Source organism: Acinetobacter haemolyticus (assembly GCF_003323815.1).
Classification (GTDB): Bacteria; Pseudomonadota; Gammaproteobacteria; order Pseudomonadales; family Moraxellaceae; genus Acinetobacter; species Acinetobacter haemolyticus.
Map to the genome: position 1 here is coordinate 1,350,155 of NZ_CP030880.1, position 24,740 is coordinate 1,374,894.

Genomic DNA, 24,740 nt, shown 5'->3' on the forward strand with positions numbered 1-24,740 from the left:
AAATTTGATTTATTGGCGTATAATGCTCGCCACTTGTTGGCTTTGCTCTGACTTTTAGGGTCTCGGTGGGTCAAAAGAAATGGTCTGTTGTCGTGTTGGTCTGCAAGTTTAGAACACTTTGCCTTCCTCATATTTTGAGAGTGATCAATTGCGATAACAGCTTAAGCCTTTCTTACTATTAGGAGCATCGAGCATGCGCGCCGATATTCATCCAAAATACGAAACTTTAGTTGCTACTTGTTCATGTGGTAACGTTATCGAAACTAAATCTGCTTTAGGTAAAGATACACTTTATCTAGATGTATGTTCTGCTTGCCACCCATTCTACACTGGTAAACAAAAGAATGTGGATACTGGCGGTCGTATCGACAAATTCAAACAACGTTTTTCTGGTATGTCACGTTCTATCAAACGTTAATATCAAGAAAACAAAAAACGGGCTTTATGCCCGTTTTTTTATGCCTACTGAGTTCCTCACCCATTTAATAAAGGATGAGGAGCATTTCAAGTTGTGTAGAGAAGGATTTTCTATTGATCTTGCACATCTGTTAGACGATCGAGTTTTTTCTGGAAGTAATTTCCTTGCAGAAAGCGTGTTTCAACATTCCAAGCATTGGCAAATAAATTCATATCGTTCAATTCGGTCAAGAATATTTCAATTGGTTTCTGTGCAATGAAATGTAGAACTTTCTCTTGTAAGTTGGCCATATCTTTCTCAGAAGAAAGCATCTTTGAAAGGTTGGGATGAAAACTAATATATTGCGTATCGATTTGCTGTAGGATCGTGTCGCTATAAAGAGAATTACCAAAACCACGAATAGCAACTTCAGCACCATGTTGACGTAACAATGCGATTTGAGGTTGTGCTTGAGATAGATTTTGTTGGAGTGCTTGTTCGGAGAATTGTAAGATAATAGGATGAGCCTGTTTGCTACCAATGATCGTAAGTAGCTTTGCAACCAGTTCAGGTAACTTCTTATCATTCAGCAAAATGTGATGATTTAGATTAATAATCAATTTTGCTTTTGGATATTGCGTAATGAAGTTATGCAGTTGTTTACACGCTTCGACTAAGATCCAACGATCCAATTGAACTGATAACTCAGGATCATCTTTTAAATCTGAAAGATCACTGATTTCTTGCCATTGGTTATTATGTATAAAGCCGCTAGAAACTTCATAAGTATGCGTATATTGATCCTGTTTATCATAGGTTTGCTGATATTTTAAATGGATATCACCTGCTTCCAGTTTTTGTTTCAGATCTTGTAATAAACTCAACTGAACTTGCTTTGGAATGTGTTCCGTGGTTATACCAATATTGGCATCAATTTTTGGCGTATTGATGACTGGCAGTGATTTTAGGAATGCCTTAGAAATAATTTGCTCAAAATGAGCTTCATCAGGAATTTGCTTGTTAAGTTCGCAATAGCCTAATTTTAGATGTAATGGAAATGTAGATTGTTCAGTTGCGAGGAGTTGGGGTTTTTGTAGGTTGTTCAGACTGATCAATAATGAGTTTAAAACTGCTTTTGATTCAGCTTGAAATAAGCCCGCATAGACACCTGTATCTATTTGATAGACAGGGGCGTTGACCTGCTCTTTAATAAAGTTAGGAATGCTAGAAAAATATGCTTTTGCGCCCCGCCAGTCTTTTTGAAACACCTCATTTGGAAAGCTATTCAAGCTAAACAAAACCAAGGCATTGTCATTGGCTGGATGATTCAGCATCTGGCGATTAATTTGTTGTAATGCATTAAATAAGTTTGAACTTTTCTCTGTGCTATTCGATGCGGTATTGGCAACGATTGCAGGTTGAATAGCAGTTCCACATTCAATATTGAGTTGTATTTCATCTTCATTGCCTGAAGGTAAAAATTCAACTTGTAATGGATTGTTTTGAATCGTTGGATTTTGAGTACGAAGTTCAAAACGCGCTTGATCAAATTGACCTTGTGAAATCTTTTTAAATCGTAATTTAAACTGGGCTAGGTCTTCTGGTTGTAATACATCAAGAATGGGTAGACCAACCAGATCATCTGCACTTTCAAAACCAAAAAGATTCGCATATTCAGCATTTACACTGATATGTATGCCTTCTTGAAGCATGGCTACAGCTTTATGGCTTTCAGCGACAAGTGATTGCGCTTGTGTTTGAGCTGCTTCTAGTTCGCTGAGTAAGCGATGTTCACCTTGAACCAAGCGACTGTAAGAAAGTGCTCGAACAATATGGATATAAAACTTTTCAGATGATTCTAGATTTAATACGTCATAAATTCCTTTATGAATATAGGACTGATATTGATCTGCTTTGAAATCTTCGGGTTCAAGTAATAAAACTGGGAGGCTCGGTTGAGTCGAAGCTTGAATAAGAGAGAGGGTTTGTTCAATTTTTAAATCGTAAGCACGTCCAAAAATCACAATATCCCAAGGTAAATTTAACTGCTTTTCAAATGTTTTTAGATCATCTAATAAAGTCGCTTGGACTTGATGATCTTGAGCCGAAAATAAAGCTAAAATTTGATTATAACGTAATTGGTTATCATCAATAATCAATAAGCGTGTTTCAGTCCGTTTTAGTTTTTTAGAGAGTAAAGAATTTCTCACTTTAATGCTTCCCATAAATCTTGATCAATTTTGTCCATATTTCTTTGTGCCATAAATTTGCGAAGAACCGGTTGTTCTTCGTCATTCAGTAGTTCAAAGTCAAATTGAACAAAACTTTGGGTGATTAATTGTGCGTTTAATAGATACACTTTTACTTCCTCTTTCCCCAATCTTAAATGAACAGCTTGGTGTTCTCGAAAAATTTGTGAACCTGGTAATATTAAAGTCGTTTTGGTTTCATCCAAATTTTGATTTTTTAATAAAAGCGCTGGGTGATAATTACTAATATGTCGATCTGCTTGAATACGAACAGCACAAGGGAAAATCTCTTGTGCTAAAACCTCTAAACCGAGTTCCAAGCTTTTCTCGGTCGATTGTTTCAGCCAACGAATCACACCACCGCGCCAATGCCCATGTGATGTTTCTTTAACTAAGATGTATTCTCCTGTTCTTAAATTTTTAGGGGCTTCACCTGACCATTTAATACGATAACCGTTGACACTAATATCGAGTATATCGGCTTGATGAACGGTTTTACTTTCGCGGTTTAAGCGTTGAATCGCAGACTCTTGATTTTCAGTTGTATTTTTCTTATCCCAAGAGGACATAAAGCGTGATTCATTTTGTAAATTATAGCTATGCTCTAAGAATAAAGTTTCAGCAAAGTTTTTTGCTTTTGATAAATAAAAATGTGCGGTGAGCAAACCAAAACAAATGTGTAGCTGAGCATTGTATTCATAACGTTCATGGCGACGTTCGGCAATGGTTCCTAAAATAGTTTGCACATGAAATTTTAAAGCAGGTGTTAAATAAATTTTCTCGTTTTTAGAGACATATTCAGGGTTTTTATGCAGTGTAGCGGTAACATGATCTAATAAAGAATGTGTGCTGATAAAAACATTAGGCAAAAAGCCAGAACTTTGTTTCTTATTATAAATGGGTGGGTGATCTTTACTGGTATCAATCACATATTTGGTTAACTCAGTTTCTTTAGAGAGAACTTGAACCATTTTTGCCCAATCAAAGCTACATTGGAATAAAGCTTGTATTTCAGATTGGCGAATTTGATTGGTGTTGAAAATATCCATCAGAATCAATTGAGCATAAGCCTGAGATATTGTACTCAAGGGATTAGGTGTGCCTAAAACTTGCTCCAAATTACTATGATGGTATTTGTGTGTAACGGCGGCATCGTAAAGTTGATGAGCGATTAACCATTGTCCTGCAACAGGTTCACTATAGAGCATATGCTGTTGATACAATAATTGAGTCAACTGTTGTAATGCTTGGAAGGTCGCAAGTGTACGCGCAGTTTGTAAGTTCTTCTTTTGACTCAATGCAAAAATCGAAAATTTTTGCTGATCAAGTTGGTCATTACTGCGACGGACAATATTGATATAAACTGCTGCGAAGTAGCATCTTAACAACATCGCAAGCTCAATTATGTGTTCATTTCGATCAGAACTAATCACACCTTGATTGAAAAAGTTTTTCTCTAAACTGCCTAGAACATTTTCAATTGTTGGATGTAATACTTGAACCAAGTCAAAACGTAAAGTTTCAGAGCACTCTAACTCACTGAGTTCTAATAATGCGGCAAATAGGGCTTTTGATGTATCACCCAATTGCATAATCGATAGATTAGAAATCCACTCATTTAAACTTTTGGTATTGGTATCACAAAAGCTGAGTTTGTCCCGTCTTAAGACAGTTGGAATTTGAAAAATATCCGAAAAAGCATTATTCATCATTGTGTTATCAATCTCAGAACGTTTGAACCCCAAAAAGCGGTGTTTTATTTTTTTCGCCCGCAATTTCCCTCACAAGTTTAGGCACTAAATAGCCTGGCAAACTTGCTAATACATCACTGTATATATGGTCTATCTCTGAAGACCTTAGATCAAAATGTTGAGCACCTTTTACTTTATCCAAAACATGTAAGTAATAAGGCATTACTCGTGCATCAAATAAACGGTTACTCAACTCAGTCAAAGTTTTTGCAGAATCATTCACACCTTTGAGCAAAACCGCCTGATTTAGCACGGTAATGTGATGTAATGATAACTGTAATAACTTAGAGCAGGTGAAATCATCAAGCTCAGCTGCGTGATTTGAGTGTACCACTACTATAATGCGTAGCCTACTGTTTTTTAATATAGAAATCAGCTCTTCATCGACGCGGTTTGGAATAACAATGGGAACACGTGAATGAATTCTCAATATCTTAATTTGAGGGAGAGATGCTAGGCGTTCTAACCATAATGAAATTTTTCGATTGTTCAGCGTCAGTGGATCGCCACCACTTAAAATTACCTCATTGATGAGAGGATTTTGTTCAATATAGTGCTTTATATTTTTCCAATCATCGTTTTTCGGTAAGTTTTCTTGATAGGGGAAATGACGACGAAAACAATAGCGACAATGAATCGCACATGCACCTGTTAATGTTAGTAAAAACCGAGATTGGTATTTATGCAAAACACCAGCCATTTGATTGGCTGCTTCTTCGCCTAAAGGGTCGGTTACAAACTCGGGATGTTCTTCCAGTTCAAGATGATGCGGTAGAACTTGCAGTAATAGGGGATCAAGTGGATCACCAATGCTCATTTTTCCGACGAATGCACGTGGGACACGCAATTTAAACTGTTCAGAGGCGAGGATTGCCCCTGATAATAGTTGATCGGTAGATAACTTAAGCAGATTTAACAGCTCTAAAGGATCAGTAATTAGGTCACTGAGTTGTGATTGCCAGTTTTGCTCTTGATGTAAATAGTTTATCATGCCATACGTTAAAATAGTGTTAGCCGCAGCTGTTTGCTTAGTCTAGCATTGGGGCTTGTTTAACGTTCATATATGAATTGCGTTATCGGTTAAAATTTAATCATGCGAGGCGTGAAACGCAGGGAATGGCTATTCCCTTGCCAAGTTTCATAACGAAGTATGAGGAAGTTTTAGCCATAACCCTACGGGACAGGGAGACTTTTTGTCGCTACTGCGTTATGTATGGTTCATTTAGAATAACTAAATTTCACCATCCATGCCTTGTATCGTCGAAAAAATCTCCTCTGTCGCAACCAAATATGAACGTTAAACAAGCCCATAAGATTTGATTTTTAAGTTTGGAGTGCGCCTTTCATGGCCTATTATTCTACAAATGATTTTAAAGCTGGCCTTAAGGTTATGCTTGATGGAAACCCATGTTCAATCATGGAAAATGAATATGTAAAACCAGGTAAGGGTCAGGCATTTAACCGCGTAAAATTGCGTAACCTTCGCTCTGGTAAAGTATTAGAAAAAACTTTTAAATCAGGTGATTCTTTAGAAGCTGCTGATATTGTAGAAGTTGAAATGGATTACCTTTACAACGATGGTGAAATGTGGAACTTCATGGATCCTGTCACTTTCGAGCAAATCGCTGCTGATAAAACAGCGATGGGTGATGCTGCGAAATGGTTAAAAGATGATTCAAATGAAAAATGTACAATTATGTTGTTCAACGGTGTACCTTTAACGGTTAGCCCACCAAACTTTGTTGTGCTTAAAATCGTTGAAACTGATCCGGGTGTACGTGGTGATACTTCAGGTGGTGGCGGTAAGCCTGCGAAACTTGAAACAGGTGCTGTTGTACGTGTTCCATTATTCGTACAACAAGAAGAAAGCGTTCGCGTAGACACTCGTACTGGTGATTATTTAGAACGTGCATAATTGTTTCTAAATATGCGATGATCGAAAGGGATGATAAAAATCATCCCTTTTTTATGCCAAAGTATTAGATAAATCAACTTTTAAAAACGATAAACTTACGAAGATATTTCCGAAGAGAAAATATAGGTATGGAAAGCCATGTAACAGCTAACGAAAAGTTATGTATTTGAGAGGTTCTGAATGGAAACAACACAAACAAAATCATCACTTCCCTCTAAGCTCTTATGGAGTTTGGTTGCCATTGTAGGTGCGATCTCATTTGGGATACTTGCAGTGAGTCGAGGTGAACATGTCAATGCAGTTTGGCTAGTGCTCGCTGCAGTCTGTGTGTATAGCATTGCTTATCGGTTCTACAGTTTATTTATTGCCAACAAGGTTTTTGAATTAAATCCCAAGCGATTGACCCCAGCGCATCGCTTAAATGATGGTTTGGATTATGTCCCAACCAATAAATATGTGTTGTTTGGACACCATTTTGCTGCAATTGCTGGAGCTGGTCCTTTAGTCGGTCCAATTTTAGCCGCTCAAATGGGTTACTTACCAGGAACGATATGGCTTTTGGTTGGTGTTGTGATTGCTGGTGCGGTACAAGATTTCCTTGTTTTGTTTATCTCAACACGTCGAGATGGTCGCTCATTGGGTGAAATGGCAAAACAGGAATTGGGTACCTTTGCAGGTGTGATCGTGATGCTGGGTACGCTAGGCGTGATGGTGATTATTCTTGCAGTACTGGCTTTAGTTGTAGTCAAAGCCCTCGCTGAAAGTCCATGGGGCGTATTTAGTATTGCAGCAACTATTCCAATTGCTCTGTTCATGGGCATTTATATGCGTTATCTGCGCCCAGGGAAAATTGCAGAGGTTTCAATTATCGGCTTTGTCCTGATGATGGCTGCCATTGTATTTGGTGGTGATGTTGCAAAACATCCTTATTGGGGTGAGTTTTTCACCTTAACTGGAACGCAACTCACATGGGGACTGATTATTTATGGTTTTATTGCCTCTGTGTTGCCCGTTTGGTTGTTACTAGCGCCACGTGATTATCTCTCGACCTTTCTTAAAATTGGTGTGATTGCGGGTCTGGCCGTTGGTATCTTATTTGCAATGCCTGAACTGAAGATGCCTGCGGTAACACATTTTATTGATGGTACGGGACCTGTCTTTTCAGGAAGTTTATTTCCTTTCTTATTTATTACCATTGCTTGTGGTGCGATCTCTGGTTTCCATGCTTTGGTTTCTTCAGGAACAACCCCAAAACTGGTTGATAACGAAGTCAATATTCGCATGATTGGTTATGGTGGTATGTTGATGGAGTCTTTTGTCGGCATCATGGCAATGATTTGCGCCACAGTTTTAGATCCAGGTATCTATTTTGCGATTAATGCACCAGCTGCGGTATTGGGTACAAGTGTCGAATCTGCTGCGGAGGCCGTACGCAATCTAGGCTTTGTGGTCACGCCTGAAATGTTGACTGTTTTGGCCCAAGAAGTGGGTGAAAATTCTGTTTTATCTCGTACGGGTGGTGCACCGACATTTGCAATTGGTATGGCGCACATTATTTCAGAAATTTTCAATAATCGCTCGATGATGGCATTTTGGTATCACTTCGCGATTTTATTTGAAGCTCTATTCATCTTAACAGCAGTAGATGCTGGAACTCGTGCTTGTCGTTTTATGGTTCAAGATACAGTGGGTATCGTTGTACCAGCAGTGAAAAACTCAAGTTCATTTGTTGGAAATCTGATCGGTACTTTTGTCGCTGTTGCAGGATGGGGGTATTTCGTTTACCAAGGGGTGGTTGATCCTCTCGGTGGGATTAACTCCTTATGGCCATTGTTTGGTATCGGTAACCAAATCCTCGCTTCAATGGCATTGATTCTGGGTACGGTGATTTTGTTTAAGATGAAAAAGGAAAAATATGTTTGGGTGACGATCATTCCAACGATTTTCCTTGTCATCACCTCAATGACTGCAGGTTGGCAAAAGATTTTTCACGATAATCCCAAAATTGGTTTCCTTGCTCAAGCCAATCGTTTTTCAGATGCGATCGCCCGTGGTGAAGTTCTCGCACCAGCAAAATCGATCGCTGAAATGCAAACCATTGTATTGTCGAATCAAATCAATGCTGCACTATGCGCCTTCTTTATGATTGTTGCTGTGGTTATGATTATTGCATCAATTGGTGCAGTTCGTAGAGCCTTGGCAAGCCCAACGCCAACAGCAAAAGAAGCGCCAGCTGTATTTACTGAAACCCCAATGACTGCAAATAGTCTGAAAGGAGGTCATGATGGAGTTTAAGATTGCGCGTAAAAGCGGTTCGATCATCGTAAAGATCATTAAATTTACGATCATGTCGCAAAAACAATTACTGTTATCCCCACGAAATTGGTCTCGGATCGCAGTGTTGTGGCAACGTTTGCAGCAAAGCTTTCGCTTGATGGTGGGTGTGCCTGACTATGAAACGTATTTGCAGCATATGAAAACACATCATCCAGATCTGACCCCTATGGATGCAAAAACGTTTTATCGTCATTGTGTCGATGCACGTTACCCAAGTTCGGGAAACATGAAAAAATGTCCTTGCTAGAAATTATTTGATTTCTTTGAAAAAATTATAAAACAGTGTATGTTGAATCATGCACTGTTTTATTTTTGGGGAGATAGAATAATGTGGGGTCTGGAAAAAGTTTCAGCTCAAGATCATATGCAGCAACATCAAAAAATAAAACAAGATATTCAGGGCTATGGCACTAAAATCGAACGTTTTTTAGTTGAAGTGAATCAACTGATTCTTGATAAGCCACAACAAACCAAATTGGCACTGACTTGCTTATTGGCAGGTGGTCATGTGCTATTTGAAGATTTACCGGGATTGGGGAAGACTACATTGGCGAGTGCTTTAGCACGGCTAGCAGGTCTGCATTTTCAACGTATTCAATTTACCAATGACATGTTAGCCAGTGATGTGATTGGTATTAATCTTTTTAATCAAAAAGAACACGTTTTTGAGTTTAAAAAAGGACCTGTTTTTACCCAGATATTGTTGGGTGATGAAATCAATCGTTGTAGTCCCAAAACGCAAAGTGCGCTGTTGGAAGCAATGGAAGAGGGCGCAGTCACGGTTGATGGTATCAATTACGAATTGCCACAACCTTTTTGGGTCTTGGCCACTCAAAATCCACTGTTTCAAAGTGGGACTTATGCTTTGCCTGAATCGCAATTGGATCGTTTCCTGATGCGTTTATCTTTGGGCTATCCATCTCGTCAGGCTGAAAAATTGTTATTACAGCAAAGTTCAAGACAATTGCTGATTCATCAATTAGATGCGGTTTTTGATCAAACCGATATTTTGCAGTTACGTGAACTTGCGCAGCAGGTTTATCTTAGTGAAGCTGTTTTAACATATATTTTAGATCTTGCTGCTGAAACAAGAAAACAACCGCATGGACTGTCTACGCGTGGCGTACTGGCTTTGAAAGCTGCATCACAAGCATATGCATTAGTAGAGGGGCGTAGTTTTGTGAGTACAGACGATGTGCAGGCTGTATTTGTTGCTGTGGTAACGCATCGTTTAGGGGTGTCAGAAGCAGAAGTGGAAAGGATTTTGCAATCGGTTAATGTGTTGTAGTCGAGAATGAACACATGCAGAACAGATTAAAGCGCAGACTACAACAGTGGGTATCAAAGCGATTTCAGGTGGAACAAAGTAAAACCTTCTTGCAAAAGGATGTTTTGGTATTTATTCATACTCATGGTCTTCTATATATCGTTCTTATTCTGATTACCTTTATTGCAGGCATTAACTATGCAAATAACCTGATTTTGGGTCTTTGTTTTTTAATGAGTGCAATTTTATGCATTAGTTTTTATCTCACTTTTAAACAATTACATGGTCTGCATGTTGAGCTAATAACGGCAGAGGTGGGGCAAGTCGGTCAGGTTTTAATACTGAAACTAAATTTTAAGCAACCTGCAAAGACGAATCGATATCTGCAAATCCAATGGCAACAACAGCAACAGATTCTTTATTTAAATCAAACTCAGCAGAGTATTGAGTTGGCATTTTTTCCACAACAGCGCGGCATTTATCAGTTTGATGCAATTAAAATTTATTCGACTTATCCTTTGGGATTGGTGCGTGCATGGACATATTTAAATTTAATGGAAAAAGTTTGGATTGCTCCCAAAGCTTATGAATGGCAAAAAGAACATAAAAATCAGCCGAGTGCTGCGCATGATCGTTTAGATGAATTTCGTGAGCTAAGAGCATTTCAGCATGGGGATTCTTACCAAAATGTTGCATGGAAACAGGTGGCTAGAGGGCAAGGATTTTTTATTAAAATGTTTGAGGCACAAGCAACACAACAGTATTTAGAAATTGATTATCAGCATATTCAAACACAGAACCATGAAGAAAAGCTGAGCTTTATGATGGGGTTGATCGAACAGTGTGAGCAGTATGGTGATGATTATGCCGTGATTTTGCCGCATATACGTTTGGATAGAGGTCAGGGGAATACGCAATTGATCCAAGCAAAACGCTTGTTGGCACAGGCGTAATGACATGATGACAAAGCAAAATTATTTTTCTGTTTTGACCGCATTGATTTGTATCTTGATTGGACAGCTGGCTTTTATTCCTGTCACCTTGAGCGGTTTTTGGGGAATTGTATGGCTATTAATGTTGTGGCGTTATCACAAGCAGGATTTAACACCGATATCTAAACTTATCCTCCTTGAGTTTATTGCCATCTCATTTGGTCTAATTTATTTCCATTATAAAAGCTTGCTGGGGGTGGAACCCGGCGTTGCTCTATTAAGTACGTGTTTATTTGCCAAAAGTTTGGAAGCGAAAACAACACGTGATTTATTGATTGTATTTAATTTTGCTTTATTTGTAGCTGCAAGCTTGCTGTTACATAGCCAAGCATTTTGGATGGCTTTGATTGTCCTCGTAACATTTGTCATATGTTTGATGGGGTTATATCGTATTCAAACGGGTTTGTTTAACCAAAATAGATTATGTTCAAATCAGTTAAAGCAAGATGCTAAACAAATTTTTAAATTCATTGGCATTGCCACACCATTTTTTATTTTGTTATTCATTTTCTTTCCTCGACTTCCGCCACTTTGGGCGATTCCGATTCAAAATGACCAAGCGATAACAGGTATCAGTGATCGTATGTCACCTGGGGATATTGCACGTTTATCGCAGTCTACAGCGTTGGCTTTTCGAATTGTTGCAGATATGCAGCAGTTTCCAACACGACAAGAATTGTATTGGCGTGCTTTAGTTCTGGATGAATATGATGGTGTAACTTGGACCAGTAGTTATGTTAATCAACAGATAAGAGGGATACCTAACAGTTCACGCCGTGTGGAATATCAATATTTACCCGCAGACGAGCAAAGTAACTGGATTATGGGTTTGGAATATTCTATTCCGCAAGAAAGATATTTACAGCTCTATCACGATGATAGTATTCGCCCAATTAAATTGATCAAACGTAACCAACCTATACAAATGCAATGGTTAGGTCGCACAAATGCAGAGCGCCGTGTTTTATCAGCCCAACAATTTGAGTTAAATACTCGATTTAATGAGGATTTGGATAAAAAGGCGCAAGAATTAGCAAATGAATTGTTTGAACAGAGTCAGCGTCATCCTGAACGATACGTTCGAGCAGTATTGACGTGGTATAGGCAAAATGGCTTTGTTTATACTTTAACCCCCGGTACATTGAGCGGAAATCGCATCGACCAATTCTTATTTTCTAGTCGAACAGGTTTCTGTGAGCATTATGCATCGAGTTTCGTCATGTTGATGCGTTATGTGGGTATTCCTGCGCGAGTTGTCACAGGCTACCAAGGTGGACAACGTGCTCTTGATGGAAAAAGTTGGGAAGTTCGTCAGCTAGATGCACATGCATGGAGTGAGGTGTATCTGGATGGATGGTGGCAACGGGTAGACCCAACGGCAATCATCGCACCAGAACGCTTCGACACCAGTATGCAAGATTATTTAACTCAGGATCAGCGGATCTGGGGAGATCAGCAGACCAAAGCTTGGCAGATGCAACAATTTAAATTTTTGAAGAATGTCCGTATTTGGAGCGATTATCTGGGTTATCAATGGCAAAGTAAAGTTGTCGGCTATGATGTTGATAAACAGAAAAACTGGTTATCTAAAATAGGATTAGATACGACTTATGGTTACGTTGTCATGTTGATTTGTGGCGTAGCAGGAATATTAATTCTTTATATATTTTTCTCATTGTGGCAACGAAATCAACAGCAAGCACCATACCACCGAATGATTTTAAAATTTCAAAAAACTGTTCCCAAGCATATGCAGAAAATGCCCGCTGAGACATTTCAGGTTTGGATACAACGTTTATCGGCTGATCTTGAAAATCATGAGGCTTTTGAACAAGTGGTTGTGTTGTATCAGAAAATCGTATTTTTGGAGCAGGGCAATGCTAAAGATCTTGCGCAATTTAAGAAGTTGCTTAAAGACTGTGCGATTGCAATCAAACAGGCTCAAAAAAACTTGTGATCAGTCTGAAAAATGCATATCATACTTTTCATTCTAGGTGTATAGCTCAGTTGGTTAGAGCGCTACGTTGACATCGTAGAGGTCTCCAGTTCGAGTCTGGATATACCTACCAAAATTCACTGTGAAAACAGTACATTAAAGCCCACTCAAAAAGTGGGCTTTTTTATTTTAGGGGACTTTTCGGGGTATTTTCGGGGAACTCCGTTCGGTTTTAATGTGAATAAGTACAATAAATCGCCGTATTTAGAATTTAAAAAATCATCTAAAACTGACGCGTTGTGGCTTTGGTTCTTCATGTCCTTGTAGGTAGTGATCCGTCATTTTTTCGGTCGCATGACCAGCTAATGCTTGAGCATAAGCTTTGCCATATTTCTCGGTAATATTGAAAATACCCAACGCACGTAGATCATGAAAAGATGGTCTTTGTCTCGGCTCTAAATGGTCACATGCACCCGACAAATCCCGATACTTTTGGAATTGCTTGGTGAGGTGATCTTCAGTCACAGCAAATGCATGTAACTTCACAGCTCGGTTATGCGCCGTGATGCGATCAGGACGAGTTGCGATGAGGTAAGGGCAGTTCAAACGAAACGAATTTTCAAGGCACTTCACCACAGCTTCCGCCAGTTCAGGATGCATATCTACTTCGATATAGATCGGCTTGTCATAATTTAATGACTTGTGCTGCAGGACGGTAAATGTATTTTCTTTCACATTCACTGCAGTGCGTAACAATGCCACTAGATCGCCACGGCGTTGAGTGGAATGCAGTGCCAAGTCGATTGCATATTTCAACCAATCAGGACTAACTGCGCGTATTTGAGCAAGCGTTTCATTACTCAGTCTTTGCCGTGTTTTCTTCGGTCGAATTGGTTTTAAGGTTTTCTCAGCGATGTTGTCATTCGCCCAACCATTTGCCACAAAGTATTTAAATATGTCGATCAGCAAAGAACGATGCTTTTCTGCTTGGAACGGTGTTTGTTCTTTTAGAAAAGTGGCCAACATATTTAAAGTGATTTCATTGCAAAAGATCGAACCCCAAGTGTCGATATACTTATCGCAGTTGGCATTGATAATGGTCAATGTCGATTTGGCATAAGTTTTTTCAGAGAGTCGTAGTTGTAGGAACTCTTTCAACCCATCTTCAAAGCTTGGAATGTTGGTTGTGATTTTACGGTTAGTCTCTAGTATTTTTGCGACGATATCTGGATGTCTGTCCAAAGCCGCATTTAAAGCCATTGCCGCGACGATAGCTTCATTACGATCTTTGCCGAGTGATTTACGTTGTCCATTGGGTAACATATAACGATAGTAGATCGTACCATTTGACTTTTTATCAATCTCGACATGGGGTGGGAGGTCGAGGCTCCCTGTTCCGCGTGGTCGTGGTGTCATGTCATATCTCAGCTAATATTCGATCTGCGATCGGATTGCCTGTTATTGGTGGAGACTCCAATGCAATTTTAGGTGTCTCGCTGTTGTAGTAGAGAGGTACACCCCATGATGTGCACTCGATATACCAGTGCGTACCTATTTTCTTACCACTCAACCAACCACGTTGAATATGGCTAATGAGTGTTGCACGGCATGGTCGTGACTCTTCGTCTGTCCAATATTGTTCAGCAAAAATAGTGAGTTTAATTCGTTTGATATTAGTCGCCATTTGGAGTTGCCTCCGATTCAATTCCAGCCTCAATTGCCATAGCAACAAGGTCTTCTAAAGGCAAAATAAAACGTTTACCAGTTTTCTTGGAAATAATCATTGGTGATTTCATGCCAGCCAAATGAAATGCAAATTGCTCTGGATTTTCTTCAGTGCCAAGTTCACAAACAGCTAGACTCATAATCAAAGAATCATTTGGATATATTTTTCCACGATTTTTAGATTTACTCATTTGATTAACCTCCAACCACTGCATAGCAAAATTGGATGAATAGCCAAAGTAAAAAGGCGAGTAGGGCAAAGAGGCTAAATTCTTTGAGGTTGATGTATATGACTTTCCAAACTGATGGATGAAGATCAGCCGCCGTTGGATGTTGCAAAAGAATAGGTGTCGTTTGACTGTGTATAGGCTTTTGTTTCATACTTATCTCGCTTAATTGCAAAGCCCCGTCGCCGTCCAAAGTGAAGGGGCTTTTTTATTGATTACGAGATCAATACTACCAAAAGTAGAAAAATAGTCAATATTATCTACTTTTTATTGTTTTTGTCAGTATTTTGTTTTGGTAATATATGGTTTTCTATGATGTGGGCAATAACTGGTTGAAGCTTATTAAATTTATAGGCAGCTTCTAATCCGTTTAGAGTTGCATAGTCATTATCATGCTTATCAAAATTGCCTTCATGCAAACACCATTCAAATAATTTTTTAATTAATTTAAGTTGCTCCCTATCTGCAACAGGATAATTCTGAAGTTTACCATTGTAATAACCGCTAAAGTCCGAGCCTGAATAGCTGTCATCAACTCTAGCTAAACTATCTAAAAATGCCCATATTCCAACAACCGTGAGTAATGGATGTTTATCAGGATCTATATCTGTTAAAGACTGATATAAACTATTAAATTTAGGAATATTTAACCGATTTATCATTCTGATCATATCTTGATCTTTCAGAATGGCCTTTGCATGCTTCGGTTTTTTTAAACGTTCATTCTTTATTTTTTCTGGATCATTTGGATCATTTGGATCATTTGGATCATTTGGATCATTTGGATCATTTGGATCATTTGGATCATTTGGATCATTTGGATCATTTGGATCATTTGGATCATTTGGATCATTTGGATCATTTGGATCATTTGGATCATTTGGATCATTTGGATCATTTGGATCATTTGGATCATTTGGATCATTTGGATCGTTTGGATCGTTTGGATCGTTTGGATCGTTTGGATTGTTTGGATTGTTTGGATTGTTTGGATTGTTTGGATTGTTTGGATCGTTTTTTGATTTAGGAGTTTTTTTCTTAATATATTTATCTTTTATTTCAGAACGATATTTATCGGCAATTGGTTGAATATTATCTATAACATCTAAAAAAAGTGGAGCGTCTTCTCGCATAGCACTTTTTGCAGTATTCCAAGGAAGTTCACTTGGGTTTTTAGCAACAAATCTGACAAGGCACACAAATCCATTATATTCAGAATGCCATTTTGTTTTCCAGCCATGTTTAGCATCGGTACTTGCTTTTACGATCACACGATCATTACAAATAAAGTAGATACCAAAGTCATTAGTTAGTTTTTTATTTTCGCTCAATGAGTGTTTTGTTTCTGAACGAAAATAATAGTTTTCATGAATTCCAGACTCAATTATTACTTTTACATCTCCAAAATCTTTTTTTTCAATTATAGACGGAATTTTACTATCTATTCTAAGCTTAGGTAATTTTGAGTCTAACTCTAAGGTTTTTCCAAAATAATTAAGCGAAATTTTAAAGCCTTTTGAAAAGTAAATTGAATATCTATCTTCTAATCCATGAATTGCATTATCAATCCATCTGTAATTTTTGATGTCTTTAATAATTTCGTCTTTTAATTTGCAGACAGTAAATACTGTATGTGGTTTACCGCTAGATTTGCTAATACTTGCAACTAAATCATCACCAGAACCACCAAAATTATTATTGGTAAACTCTGCAAAGTATGACTCTGTACCATTATCAATAATAAATTTATATTGAGTGCCAATTTTTAATAATGAGCGTTTTAAACCAATGCCATATTGTCCGATACCATATTCATGGCTAGAGCTTGATGCAATAACAAAAGCTTTTGTGGCTAAAGTATTTTCATCCATACCTAAACAATTATCTTCAATTGAAAAAGTATCATCTGTAATATTTAAAGATACCGAAAAACCTTCATAGGTTTGTGGTAAACCATAACTATCTTTTAAAGCACTTTTATTTGATAAAATTTGGTTTCTTGCAGCATCAATTGAATTATCAATCAAATCATATATAGCTTCTAATGTTGAAACATCTTTTGTTAATATCTGCTCTAAAAAATCAGATGACGTTCCCATTGAAATTTTTAAAGTATTGTTCATTTGACTCATCATTTTTCCTATTTAACTAAGCAATCTCTTTTAATTTTTCATGTGAAGTAAGTACTTCGTAAATTATACTTAATATTTTTTTGGATACGATTGGAGATACACTATTTCCAATCATTCTAAAACTATGCCATTTCGTAGGATGGAAAGTAAACCAGTCTGGAAATCCTTGTAATCTAGCTGCTTCTCTTACAGTAATGACTCGTCCTTCTTCTGGATGTAAAGGTCTTACAGCTTGATGTCCACCTTTATCTGAACCAGTACCAGCTCTCAGAGTAGGGCATAAACCATCCCATGCAAGTTTCTTAGACTTACTTACAGGATCTATTTTACCTTGAGGAGTATCTTGATAACGTTGACGGACTTTATCCGTATGTATGGTATCAAATAAACCAGATACTCTCCTAAAATTTAGTTCAAGCTTTGCAGTATTGGTACCTAAACTCTTTGGCGGAAAGGAACGCATTAATTTTGCATATTCTGATAAATTTGCATTGTCTCGATATTCAGCAAATCCATAATCTTGATCATCTTTTGACTGATTAATCGGTGACGGTATATCAGATATAGCATCTTTGACTGTAACTATAGAATCATTGAATATGAATTGTTCTGGTGATATTTCTGACATTCTAATTGGGTCATAGCCAATAACGATAACGCGTTTTCTAGTTGTTGGTGCCCCACACTTTGATGCATCTATAATTATAGGTTCTAATACTTTATATCTCTTATCTATGATTGATATCGCTTTATCCAACTGTGGGCGATTTTTTTTATCCATTAAGCCTTCTACATTTTCCATTATAAAAAACTTGGGCTTTAGTGTATTAATTTGTTGAAAGAATACTTCTAATAGTTGTCGTCTTGGATCGTTTACATCACCTATACCCATGCGGCTATAACCTTGACACGGAGGACCGCCAATAACACCATCAATTTCTGTTTTCCCTAAGATTTTTTCCCAATCTTTTTTCGTAATTTTAGATATATCACTATTAATAACTTTTGTATTAGGAAAATTATTTTTATAAGCTGATTGTAGTGTGCGGTCAATATCAATGGCAGCTAGAGAGTGAAACCCTGCTAACTCAGCTCCTAATCCGAACCCCCCACAACCACAGAAAAGATCAACTAAAGTTGGTTTTTCATTCATAATTATTTACCTAAAACCGATTTTATATTTAATATTCTAAAAAAAATAGGACTCATTGTCGACCGATATATTACATTCTTAAAAATATTAATTTAAACATCTCTATACAACCCAACAACTTTACCAACCAATTTGCATCCTTCACGAAGCTCCATGATTTTTTCAAGCCATTTCGGGTTTAAGGGTTCCAAATACATACCGTTGCTTTCTACGATCAATTTCTTGAACGTTGCTTCTGTCTCCCCATCGCATGCAACGATAACCAAATCACCTGTTTTTAAATCACTTATTTGAAAGTCAGGATTTACATATATTTTGTCATGTGGTCTAAAGTCTGGAAGCATTGATTCTCCAACAACTTCTAAACCATAGCCATGTTTCCCGCATTTTGGATTCGGTGGTAGCCATTCCTCAAACTGTGTGCCTGCTGGTACAGCCTCAGTAGAAGTCCAAGTACCAGCTTGTACCCATGAAATTACGGGTACTAATCGACCTGCAACTGGAAAGGGGCTTGAAATGTTAGTTTCTAATCCTGTTCCATGATCTAAGTAGCTAATATCTACATTAAATTTTTCAGCCAATATCTGCATTTTTTCTTCGCGTGGTTTTGCAACTCCAAGCGTATATCTACGAGCCATTTCGTATGTGACTTCGATTGCATCTTTCAACTGATTTACAGTCTTTATAGGCGAGTCGTCTTTATCCATAAGACTTTTTAGCCTAGATGCAAAATCATGATATTTAGCTGTTTGCACGTTGGATTTCTTTCCATTTTCTACCACAGGTAGAATATTACCTCGTATTTTAAGTTGCACCAATACTATTTTAGGTAGTATATTATCTTCTACTTTAAGTAGTGTTAATGGTCGCATGATGTCATCACCAAAGGTTGCTTTAGAAAAAGCTATAAAAATAGCAGGGAGTAAGTCGGCATTAGCCCGCAGTATAGGGATTACGCCGTGGGCTTTAAGTAAATGGAATTTCGATAGAATTCCTGAAGAACGTTGCTTATCAATTGAAGAATTAACCAATCAGCAAGTTAAAGCAGAGCATTTAAGACCTGATATCAATTGGGCATTCGTCCGTTCTACTAAAAATAGTAATAAAGCACCCATCGAATGAAAACGTTCAAAGGAACACGATATGAACATGTTAGATGCTGCTTACAACACTGTGCATGACTACAAAGGCGGGGCATCGGCACTTGCTCCACGTATGGGCATCAAAAGTCCCGCCGTGCTCAATAGCAAAGTCAATCCAAACACAGACACCCATCACTTGACGCTACTCGAAGCCTCAAAACTGATGGCACTCACAAACGACTACCGAATACTGCAAAGCCTCAATGCCCAACACGGCAAAGTGGCGATTAACCTGCCTGACATACCTGAAAGCCGAGACACCGCATTAACCGATCTCGTCCTGACCTTTGGGATGAAAGGCGGAAACGTCTACACGCTATTTAAAGAAATGATGGCAGACGGACGCATCACACGCGGGGAAGCACTAGACATGTCTAGGGTAATCCACCGACTACACGAAATATTGGCAGAACTCGATACGCAGATACACCAGTGCGTAGACGATAAAAAAGAGGTAACCCCATGAGCTTAGATGCAACGATTTGGGCTTGGAAAGCGGAAGTAGAAAGTTCCACACAACGCCTCATATTACTTTCACTTGCAGACCGTGCAGGAGAAGACCACAAATGCTACCCAAGCATTATGCGAATGGTCAAAGACACCAAGATGAACCGCAAAACCATCATCAAAGTTTTAGACGACCTAGAACAAAAAGCATTGATTAAATTTACAGGCAGCATTGTTGGCAACGGCGTAAAAGTTTACCAACTGCTCGGTGTGATCGGTCGAGAAGATGAAACAACCAGTACCAAAAAGGGGACTAGTGGTAAAAACGGTACTAGTACCAATTTAGGTACTTGTTCCAATATTGGTACTAGTACCGAAAACGGAACAAGTACCAGTACCGAAAACGGTACCGAGACCAGTACCGAAATTGGGACACAGAATCTCCCAAGGAATCTTCCAATAGAATCTAAAAATAAAAAAGACTGGCTTTGCTTGAAAAAACTTCGTGAAGAAATTTCATTGGCGGATGACAGCATCGAAGCGGAAAACATCCTGAACGCAAAATGGGCTGAACGAGAAAAACGTGCATTCGAGATTTACAACCAAGACAAATCCCTCTGCGATGCACTGATGAATTTTCACTTTGCCGATTGGTTACTCAACGCCTACCGAAGCAAATATTCAAACACTGAAAAAACGGGATACAGCAAAACCACTGCATCCGAAAACCCAAAGCAGCTCAGCGACAAACAAATTGCGAGTTTTGCTCAGAAACTTGCACACCATCCTGAATTTTCGAGCAAGTACAGCGAACCGGGCGAATCATTTGAAAAACTGGCTGCACGCATCGCCGTAAAACTACAAAACCCAACCCAAGCCAAAAAATGGGAAGGTTACCTGAAGCAAGTCGGCTTTAGCGGCAACTTGAAGGAGGCAGCATGATTCCTGAGGGCACAACACATATCGAAAACGATGGAACATTTTGGCAAAACCACAACGGCACATGGTCTTACTGGAGCGACGTGTTTGGTTGGTGTGGATACATCGGTTTGGTGAATCAAATGTTCTTGAACAACAAAAATGAGCTAGGGGTGATGCAAGCATGAAGATCATGATCGGGATAGATACTGGAGTGAATACAGGTTTCGCCGTAGCTGCAGACCGTGGTAACGGCGGAGAGCTTGAACAGGTGGAAAGCCTATCCATCACACAAGCCATGACCAAAGTGCAAAAGTACATTGGTATTTGGGGAGCGCAAAACGTTTGCTTGTATATCGAAGACGCTAGAAAACGTACATGGTTTACGGGCGGACGAGAAAAAGCTCAAGGCGTTGGATCTGTAAAACGTGATGCGCAGATTTGGGAAGATTGGTGCAAAGAGCAGGGCTACACCTACAAGATGATTCACCCTGCAGCCAATGCTACCAAAAAGCAAGCGACAGACTTTATCCGAATGACAGGTTGGAAAGGTCGAACCAATGAACATGCGCGAGATGCAGCCATGTTGGTATTTAAACGATTTGCGAAGTTTTGAGGTATAGAGAATGAATGCTGCAGTAGTAAACCAACATATTTTGCAAAGTGTGGATTGGACTCGATTTGATTTGGAAGGCTGGCTCTACCAGTTCGGTGCTTGGATGTTATCTGCAATGGGTACGTGTGGACGCATTGTTAATCCAATTGCTGTGGCCATGGACAGTGCAGCCAAAGCGAGAAAGTATAAGAAGCTCTCTAAAAAGGAACAGCAACAGATTATTGTTGATTATCTAACAGGGGACTTTGAACCACCTAAAATCAAGAACAGTCGTATAAGCTGCCAAATCAATGACAATGAAGCTCGCGCCGTACAACGTTTGATATTAGATATGTTTGGTCAGTCTGAGATTATGGATGATTGGATGGATGCAATTATCGACCGATACTTTTATGGCAACTCTTGGGCTGAGATGGTGACAGATGAACGCAGTCAGATGGATGCACGTATGGATGTTAAATGTGGCTTGGCTGCGTTGCATTGTCGGTATGGGTTTATAGAGATGAAGTAAAAAAGAATTGAGTAACTCTTAAATCTCCAATAGATGCTTTTGGCCAGCAATGTACTTTTCAAGCACAATTAAAGGTTTCATATATACGCATTTAATAGGTGCAAACTGTGAGTCAAGAAAAGCATCATTTGATTGATCGCACATTTTTATTTCTTCAAATACCTTTTTATCTCCAGGGAAAATCAGACCATTCTTTAATGTATAGTCGGAGAACTCAGGCATTTGACTTAGAGCTTTTTCATAAAAAAACTGCTTCACCAGATCTGACCAGCCTGGTGAATTATCAATAGTTGTCGCCTCGTAATACTTTGCATCCAGTACTGTCAATGTTTGAAGAGCAGTATCCTTGATCACGATATCAGTGCGCATACCTGATTTCTTTGCTGGCAGTACTTGACCTACATTATCAATAAATACAGGTTTAGGTAATTTGCTATTAATATCTATGACATTATCAAAGCAATTGGCAAGCATATGTTCCCAAGCAACGTGAAAACGTGTCACGCCGATGATTTGATTCTTTTGATGATTTCCTTTAAGTCCTCGCAAGTACTCGATTAGGGTTTTCAAAAGTAGAGTTTGACGATCAGCAAAGTGATTTCTTATTTCATTTTTCAAAACAGAAATCTGAGTATCAATTGATAAGTTGGTCGCACCATATTGTTTCAGTGAATATGGAACCTTGTGGTTACCTGTAAAAATAAAACCGTAATTTGAATAGACCTGTTTCAGAATGCTCGCATGGATTTTAGTAATTTCAGAATTTGTTGAAGTTCTCTGTTTGCCAAATACATCCAGATAAACAGGATGACCATTACTATCAGGATAAGAAACAGATTTGTTTATGGTTTTGTTCCAATCAGTTTTTCCTGTATTTCTTCGTAAACGAACCTCTTCATTCTTGAAGATCCCATGTTGCTGGAAGTCATGAATTAGATATTTGTACATTTCTAATTTTTCGAAACCTGTTTCATCAGCCCCATCTTCAGGATTTCTTATTTGAGTTCGAGACGATTTTGCAAACTTTAAAAGAGCCAGCATCAACACAGAACAATAACGTATGGGATCATGCTCAATATCGATAAGATTGGATTGACGTGGAAAGAAGAAATAATTCTTCCCTTGGTAGGTGATAAGCCCACAAAATGACGTCCTTAGTCCATTGATAGAACTTAGTAACCCTTGTGATTGTATATATGTTGCAACAGGAGTCGGCAATGAATGTATTGGACTCCTATCTAAAAAATATATGTTTTTAGAGGCACTAGTTTTCACCAGTAGTATCTTCCACAGTTAGGTCAGTGTTTGAGGTTCCGTCTTTGGATTCCTCTGTAGTCTTTTTAGGTTCTTCTTTTATACTGAGTAAAAAGTCATTAGAAAAAACAATTTTGTTATCATTAAATTCTTTAACTAAATCACCAAAAGTTTTAATTTCTGGATTGAAGAGAACTGAGCGTTCACTATGACGCAGAACATCATCCCAGAGATACATCATGATTTTACCTGTTAATGCATTTTTCGCATTTTCTGGATTGGCAATTTCAATTTTGTTTACGAACCAAGGACCTAAATGTCTGTCTTCAGGAATAGACTCTAAAGATAGGATGGTATTAACAGCTTTTGCGAATACTGGCCAACTTACACTTTTTTTACCTTCTTCTGTATAAATATCAAAATTTCCTACAGGCGAATTTGAGAAGTTCAGAGGTTTGTATATAAATTTCCAACGACGTTTAAATGCAGAGTCTAATGGCATAACAGCTTGATCACTGCTGTTCATCGTTGCATATATGCTTAGATTCGCTGGAATATATAACTTATTCTCATTGAAGCTATTTGGAAGTTCATCTTTAAGTAATTTAAGTAAATCCTTGTCGTTGATATCAATGGAATACTGGCTTTTACCAGTCTCATCTCTGTCTAATAATTGAAACAATTCCCCGAAAACTGCTGCAGCAGGAGCACGGTTAATTTCTTCAATGATGAGATAATAAGGATGACTTGGATCTTTAAGAGCCATAATCAAAGCTTGAATGAAAGGGCCATGTTTGAAACTATATTCAATTCCACCATTTCCCATAGATGGTCTGAGACATCCTACAAAATCGCTATATTGGCTTTCTGGATGAAAGACTGTTCGGACTGAATTATTATCATTTGCAAGTTTATCAATGTCATGGCTCTTACCTGTACCTGGTGCACCGTAGTAGATGATGTTTTCACCTTTCTTTGCCAGACTAGATTCACTTGTATCGGAAATATATGACCCCGCTATTTGTTGAAACAAATCTTGGAGCTGTGTGCTTCTTAAAAACACAGTAATGAGAGTAATTAACTTATCAGAGCTTGCAGCGATAACCTGAGAGGCACCAAGTAAAGTACTATCGTATGCATCATGTCGGTCAAGAGTCTTACCACTACCACCAAAATTCCACCACGATCTCTCGTATAAAAACTTTTTAACTAGCTCAAAATTTGAATTAAGAGAGGTGCTATCCCTTGATTGTAGTTCTTGGAAAATTTCTTGTTCGAAATGAAGTTCTTCTGGTGTTTTTGATGCTGGCTCAGAGTTTTTTGGAAATTCTTTTAAAAATTCTTTTGGAAGATTTAACTTTTCCCTTACATCATGTACCAGATCAGAGTATTTAAAGTACTCATAAGCATACTTATGAAATACAGATGATATCCATAACCATCTTGAAGGTAGAATCGCAATTAGATCGTCTCTATTTTTATAAGTAATAGAGTAATCAGAGAATTCAACTGAAACCCCATTTGAAAGTATTTTAGATATTTCTTCTTGCAGTAAATATTTCAATTCACTCGTAATTTTTATATCAATTTTATTTGGTAAGTTTTGATATTCCTGTCTACATGCAAGAACTACATCATGAAGGTTTGCAAGTTCAAAAACTGACATATTTGCCTCTATTGTATGGAACTTACTTTTGACATATGTTATATTGAACCGGGTCAAAAAGCGGATAAGTTATTGTGAAGTACGTTGATTTTGATTCATCTTATA

25 protein-coding genes and 1 tRNA gene are annotated in these 24,740 nt (G+C 38.2%); 14 read left to right on the forward strand and 12 right to left on the reverse strand.

Annotated features, from left to right (window positions below; translation table 11 throughout):
- Window positions 1-193: 193 nt before the first annotated feature.
- The gene (rpmE, locus tag DS737_RS06095; RefSeq protein WP_113997050.1) at window positions 194-418 is read left to right on the forward strand and encodes a 50S ribosomal protein L31; all 225 of its coding nucleotides are present in this window, start codon (window positions 194-196) and stop codon (window positions 416-418) included.
- A 110-nt stretch (window positions 419-528) separates the two neighbouring features.
- On the opposite strand, the gene DS737_RS06100 is transcribed toward rpmE, so the two are convergent.
- Genes DS737_RS06100 through epmB form a run of 3 tightly spaced genes read right to left on the reverse strand, consistent with a single transcriptional unit; the run spans window position 529 to window position 5,388 of the window.
- Window positions 529-2,622, reverse strand: a complete 2,094-nt coding sequence (locus DS737_RS06100) for an EAL domain-containing protein (protein ID WP_017395546.1) — start codon at window positions 2,620-2,622, stop codon at window positions 529-531.
- Complete coding sequence (locus tag DS737_RS06105; RefSeq protein WP_008941999.1) at window positions 2,604-4,358, reverse strand: hypothetical protein; 1,755 nt, start codon at window positions 4,356-4,358, stop codon at window positions 2,604-2,606. The genes DS737_RS06100 and DS737_RS06105 overlap by 19 nt, the downstream gene beginning before the upstream one ends.
- 13 nt (window positions 4,359-4,371) lie before the next feature.
- Complete coding sequence (gene epmB, locus DS737_RS06110; protein WP_113997051.1) at window positions 4,372-5,388, reverse strand: EF-P beta-lysylation protein EpmB; 1,017 nt, start codon at window positions 5,386-5,388, stop codon at window positions 4,372-4,374.
- A gap of 354 nt (window positions 5,389-5,742) precedes the next feature.
- On the opposite strand from epmB, the gene efp reads away from it, so the two are divergent.
- From efp to DS737_RS06145, 7 genes are all read left to right on the forward strand, one after another.
- A complete protein-coding gene (gene efp / locus DS737_RS06115; RefSeq protein ID WP_004639622.1) occupies window positions 5,743-6,312 on the forward strand; it encodes an elongation factor P in 570 nt (189 codons plus the stop codon).
- Between the two features lie 180 nt (window positions 6,313-6,492).
- On the forward strand, window positions 6,493-8,607 hold the full coding sequence (locus DS737_RS06120; RefSeq protein WP_004639620.1) for a carbon starvation CstA family protein: 2,115 nt from the start codon (window positions 6,493-6,495) through the stop codon (window positions 8,605-8,607).
- Window positions 8,594-8,896 (forward strand): YbdD/YjiX family protein, encoded by a 303-nt coding sequence (locus DS737_RS06125; protein ID WP_008941998.1) that lies wholly within the window; start codon window positions 8,594-8,596, stop codon window positions 8,894-8,896. Before DS737_RS06120 ends, DS737_RS06125 begins: the two co-directional genes overlap by 14 nt.
- An 81-nt stretch (window positions 8,897-8,977) precedes the next feature.
- Window positions 8,978-9,937, forward strand: a complete 960-nt coding sequence (locus DS737_RS06130) for an AAA family ATPase (protein WP_113997052.1) — start codon at window positions 8,978-8,980, stop codon at window positions 9,935-9,937.
- A 14-nt stretch (window positions 9,938-9,951) separates the two neighbouring features.
- The gene (locus DS737_RS06135; RefSeq protein WP_113997053.1) at window positions 9,952-10,869 is read left to right on the forward strand and encodes a DUF58 domain-containing protein; all 918 of its coding nucleotides are present in this window, start codon (window positions 9,952-9,954) and stop codon (window positions 10,867-10,869) included.
- A 4-nt stretch (window positions 10,870-10,873) separates the two neighbouring features.
- Window positions 10,874-12,865 carry a transglutaminase family protein gene (locus tag DS737_RS06140; RefSeq protein ID WP_113997054.1) on the forward strand — a complete coding sequence of 664 codons (1,992 nt, stop codon included), beginning with the start codon at window positions 10,874-10,876 and terminating at the stop codon, window positions 12,863-12,865.
- Between the two features lie 35 nt (window positions 12,866-12,900).
- Window positions 12,901-12,977: transfer RNA gene (locus DS737_RS06145), tRNA-Val, on the forward strand.
- Between the two features lie 146 nt (window positions 12,978-13,123).
- Here the strand turns inward: DS737_RS06145 and DS737_RS06150 are convergent.
- From DS737_RS06150 to DS737_RS06180, 7 genes are all read right to left on the reverse strand, one after another.
- Complete coding sequence (locus DS737_RS06150; protein ID WP_113997055.1) at window positions 13,124-14,260, reverse strand: phage integrase Arm DNA-binding domain-containing protein; 1,137 nt, start codon at window positions 14,258-14,260, stop codon at window positions 13,124-13,126.
- 1 nt (window position 14,261) lies between these two features.
- Window positions 14,262-14,528, reverse strand: a complete 267-nt coding sequence (locus DS737_RS06155) for a hypothetical protein (protein ID WP_113997056.1) — start codon at window positions 14,526-14,528, stop codon at window positions 14,262-14,264.
- The gene (locus DS737_RS06160; protein WP_005053180.1) at window positions 14,518-14,760 is read right to left on the reverse strand and encodes a hypothetical protein; all 243 of its coding nucleotides are present in this window, start codon (window positions 14,758-14,760) and stop codon (window positions 14,518-14,520) included. Before DS737_RS06160 ends, DS737_RS06155 begins: the two co-directional genes overlap by 11 nt.
- Window positions 14,761-14,764: 4 nt before the next feature.
- Window positions 14,765-14,950, reverse strand: coding sequence for a hypothetical protein (locus DS737_RS06165; protein ID WP_113997057.1), 186 nt, complete (start codon window positions 14,948-14,950; stop codon window positions 14,765-14,767).
- Between the two features lie 106 nt (window positions 14,951-15,056).
- Entirely contained in the window at window positions 15,057-16,919 is a 1,863-nt protein-coding gene (locus DS737_RS06170) for an ATP-binding protein (protein ID WP_162784523.1), read from the reverse strand.
- A 25-nt stretch (window positions 16,920-16,944) separates the two neighbouring features.
- Window positions 16,945-18,081 (reverse strand): DNA cytosine methyltransferase, encoded by a 1,137-nt coding sequence (locus DS737_RS06175; RefSeq protein WP_113997059.1) that lies wholly within the window; start codon window positions 18,079-18,081, stop codon window positions 16,945-16,947.
- Window positions 18,082-18,173: 92 nt separating this feature from the next.
- Window positions 18,174-18,953, reverse strand: a complete 780-nt coding sequence (locus DS737_RS06180; protein ID WP_113997060.1) for a LexA family protein — start codon at window positions 18,951-18,953, stop codon at window positions 18,174-18,176.
- Window position 18,954: 1 nt separating this feature from the next.
- Between DS737_RS06180 and DS737_RS06185 the strand changes: the two genes are divergently transcribed.
- From DS737_RS06185 to DS737_RS06205, 6 genes are read left to right on the forward strand one after another with little or no spacing between them, the layout of a single operon-like run.
- Window positions 18,955-19,203, forward strand: coding sequence for a transcriptional regulator (locus DS737_RS06185; protein WP_113997061.1), 249 nt, complete (start codon window positions 18,955-18,957; stop codon window positions 19,201-19,203).
- Between the two features lie 21 nt (window positions 19,204-19,224).
- Window positions 19,225-19,689, forward strand: a complete 465-nt coding sequence (locus DS737_RS06190; RefSeq protein WP_113997062.1) for a phage regulatory CII family protein — start codon at window positions 19,225-19,227, stop codon at window positions 19,687-19,689.
- Window positions 19,686-20,612: a helix-turn-helix domain-containing protein gene (locus DS737_RS06195; RefSeq protein ID WP_113997063.1), complete on the forward strand. Its 927-nt coding sequence runs from the start codon at window positions 19,686-19,688 to the stop codon at window positions 20,610-20,612. The genes DS737_RS06190 and DS737_RS06195 overlap by 4 nt, the downstream gene beginning before the upstream one ends.
- A complete protein-coding gene (locus DS737_RS16155; RefSeq protein WP_165593510.1) occupies window positions 20,609-20,776 on the forward strand; it encodes a hypothetical protein in 168 nt (55 codons plus the stop codon). The genes DS737_RS06195 and DS737_RS16155 overlap by 4 nt, the downstream gene beginning before the upstream one ends.
- A complete protein-coding gene (locus DS737_RS06200) occupies window positions 20,773-21,204 on the forward strand; it encodes a hypothetical protein (RefSeq protein WP_113997064.1) in 432 nt (143 codons plus the stop codon). The genes DS737_RS16155 and DS737_RS06200 overlap by 4 nt, the downstream gene beginning before the upstream one ends.
- 10 nt (window positions 21,205-21,214) lie before the next feature.
- Entirely contained in the window at window positions 21,215-21,715 is a 501-nt protein-coding gene (locus DS737_RS06205) for a hypothetical protein (protein WP_113997065.1), read from the forward strand.
- Window positions 21,716-21,733: 18 nt separating this feature from the next.
- Here DS737_RS06205 and DS737_RS06210 read toward each other — a convergent pair whose 3' ends face one another.
- Both DS737_RS06210 and DS737_RS06215 read right to left on the reverse strand, forming a co-directional pair.
- Window positions 21,734-22,990, reverse strand: coding sequence for an LlaJI family restriction endonuclease (locus tag DS737_RS06210; RefSeq protein ID WP_113997066.1), 1,257 nt, complete (start codon window positions 22,988-22,990; stop codon window positions 21,734-21,736).
- A complete protein-coding gene (locus DS737_RS06215) occupies window positions 22,980-24,635 on the reverse strand; it encodes an McrB family protein (protein ID WP_113997067.1) in 1,656 nt (551 codons plus the stop codon). The genes DS737_RS06210 and DS737_RS06215 overlap by 11 nt, the downstream gene beginning before the upstream one ends.
- Between the last annotated feature and the right edge of the window lie 105 nt (window positions 24,636-24,740).

What these genes read in the sequence shown, in the direction of transcription:
- DS737_RS06180 (WP_113997060.1), bottom strand. Translation starts at nt 18,953, where the DNA reads ATGCGACCATTAACACTACTTAAAGTAGAAGATAATATACTACCTAAA.
- DS737_RS06105 (WP_008941999.1), bottom strand. Translation starts at nt 4,358, where the DNA reads ATGATGAATAATGCTTTTTCGGATATTTTTCAAATTCCAACTGTCTTA.
- DS737_RS06150 (WP_113997055.1), bottom strand. Translation starts at nt 14,260, where the DNA reads ATGACACCACGACCACGCGGAACAGGGAGCCTCGACCTCCCACCCCAT.
- epmB (WP_113997051.1), bottom strand. Translation starts at nt 5,388, where the DNA reads ATGATAAACTATTTACATCAAGAGCAAAACTGGCAATCACAACTCAGT.
- DS737_RS06190 (WP_113997062.1), top strand. Translation starts at nt 19,225, where the DNA reads ATGAACATGTTAGATGCTGCTTACAACACTGTGCATGACTACAAAGGC.
- DS737_RS06155 (WP_113997056.1), bottom strand. Translation starts at nt 14,528, where the DNA reads ATGGCGACTAATATCAAACGAATTAAACTCACTATTTTTGCTGAACAA.
- DS737_RS06100 (WP_017395546.1), bottom strand. Translation starts at nt 2,622, where the DNA reads ATGGGAAGCATTAAAGTGAGAAATTCTTTACTCTCTAAAAAACTAAAA.
- DS737_RS06135 (WP_113997053.1), top strand. Translation starts at nt 9,952, where the DNA reads ATGCAGAACAGATTAAAGCGCAGACTACAACAGTGGGTATCAAAGCGA.
- DS737_RS06175 (WP_113997059.1), bottom strand. Translation starts at nt 18,081, where the DNA reads ATGAATGAAAAACCAACTTTAGTTGATCTTTTCTGTGGTTGTGGGGGG.
- DS737_RS16155 (WP_165593510.1), top strand. Translation starts at nt 20,609, where the DNA reads ATGATTCCTGAGGGCACAACACATATCGAAAACGATGGAACATTTTGG.
- DS737_RS06160 (WP_005053180.1), bottom strand. Translation starts at nt 14,760, where the DNA reads ATGAGTAAATCTAAAAATCGTGGAAAAATATATCCAAATGATTCTTTG.
- DS737_RS06195 (WP_113997063.1), top strand. Translation starts at nt 19,686, where the DNA reads ATGAGCTTAGATGCAACGATTTGGGCTTGGAAAGCGGAAGTAGAAAGT.
- DS737_RS06165 (WP_113997057.1), bottom strand. Translation starts at nt 14,950, where the DNA reads ATGAAACAAAAGCCTATACACAGTCAAACGACACCTATTCTTTTGCAA.
- DS737_RS06170 (WP_162784523.1), bottom strand. Translation starts at nt 16,919, where the DNA reads ATGAACAATACTTTAAAAATTTCAATGGGAACGTCATCTGATTTTTTA.
- DS737_RS06130 (WP_113997052.1), top strand. Translation starts at nt 8,978, where the DNA reads ATGTGGGGTCTGGAAAAAGTTTCAGCTCAAGATCATATGCAGCAACAT.
- DS737_RS06120 (WP_004639620.1), top strand. Translation starts at nt 6,493, where the DNA reads ATGGAAACAACACAAACAAAATCATCACTTCCCTCTAAGCTCTTATGG.
- DS737_RS06185 (WP_113997061.1), top strand. Translation starts at nt 18,955, where the DNA reads ATGTCATCACCAAAGGTTGCTTTAGAAAAAGCTATAAAAATAGCAGGG.
- DS737_RS06205 (WP_113997065.1), top strand. Translation starts at nt 21,215, where the DNA reads ATGAATGCTGCAGTAGTAAACCAACATATTTTGCAAAGTGTGGATTGG.
- DS737_RS06200 (WP_113997064.1), top strand. Translation starts at nt 20,773, where the DNA reads ATGAAGATCATGATCGGGATAGATACTGGAGTGAATACAGGTTTCGCC.
- DS737_RS06140 (WP_113997054.1), top strand. Translation starts at nt 10,874, where the DNA reads ATGATGACAAAGCAAAATTATTTTTCTGTTTTGACCGCATTGATTTGT.
- DS737_RS06215 (WP_113997067.1), bottom strand. Translation starts at nt 24,635, where the DNA reads ATGTCAGTTTTTGAACTTGCAAACCTTCATGATGTAGTTCTTGCATGT.
- DS737_RS06125 (WP_008941998.1), top strand. Translation starts at nt 8,594, where the DNA reads ATGATGGAGTTTAAGATTGCGCGTAAAAGCGGTTCGATCATCGTAAAG.
- rpmE (WP_113997050.1), top strand. Translation starts at nt 194, where the DNA reads ATGCGCGCCGATATTCATCCAAAATACGAAACTTTAGTTGCTACTTGT.
- efp (WP_004639622.1), top strand. Translation starts at nt 5,743, where the DNA reads ATGGCCTATTATTCTACAAATGATTTTAAAGCTGGCCTTAAGGTTATG.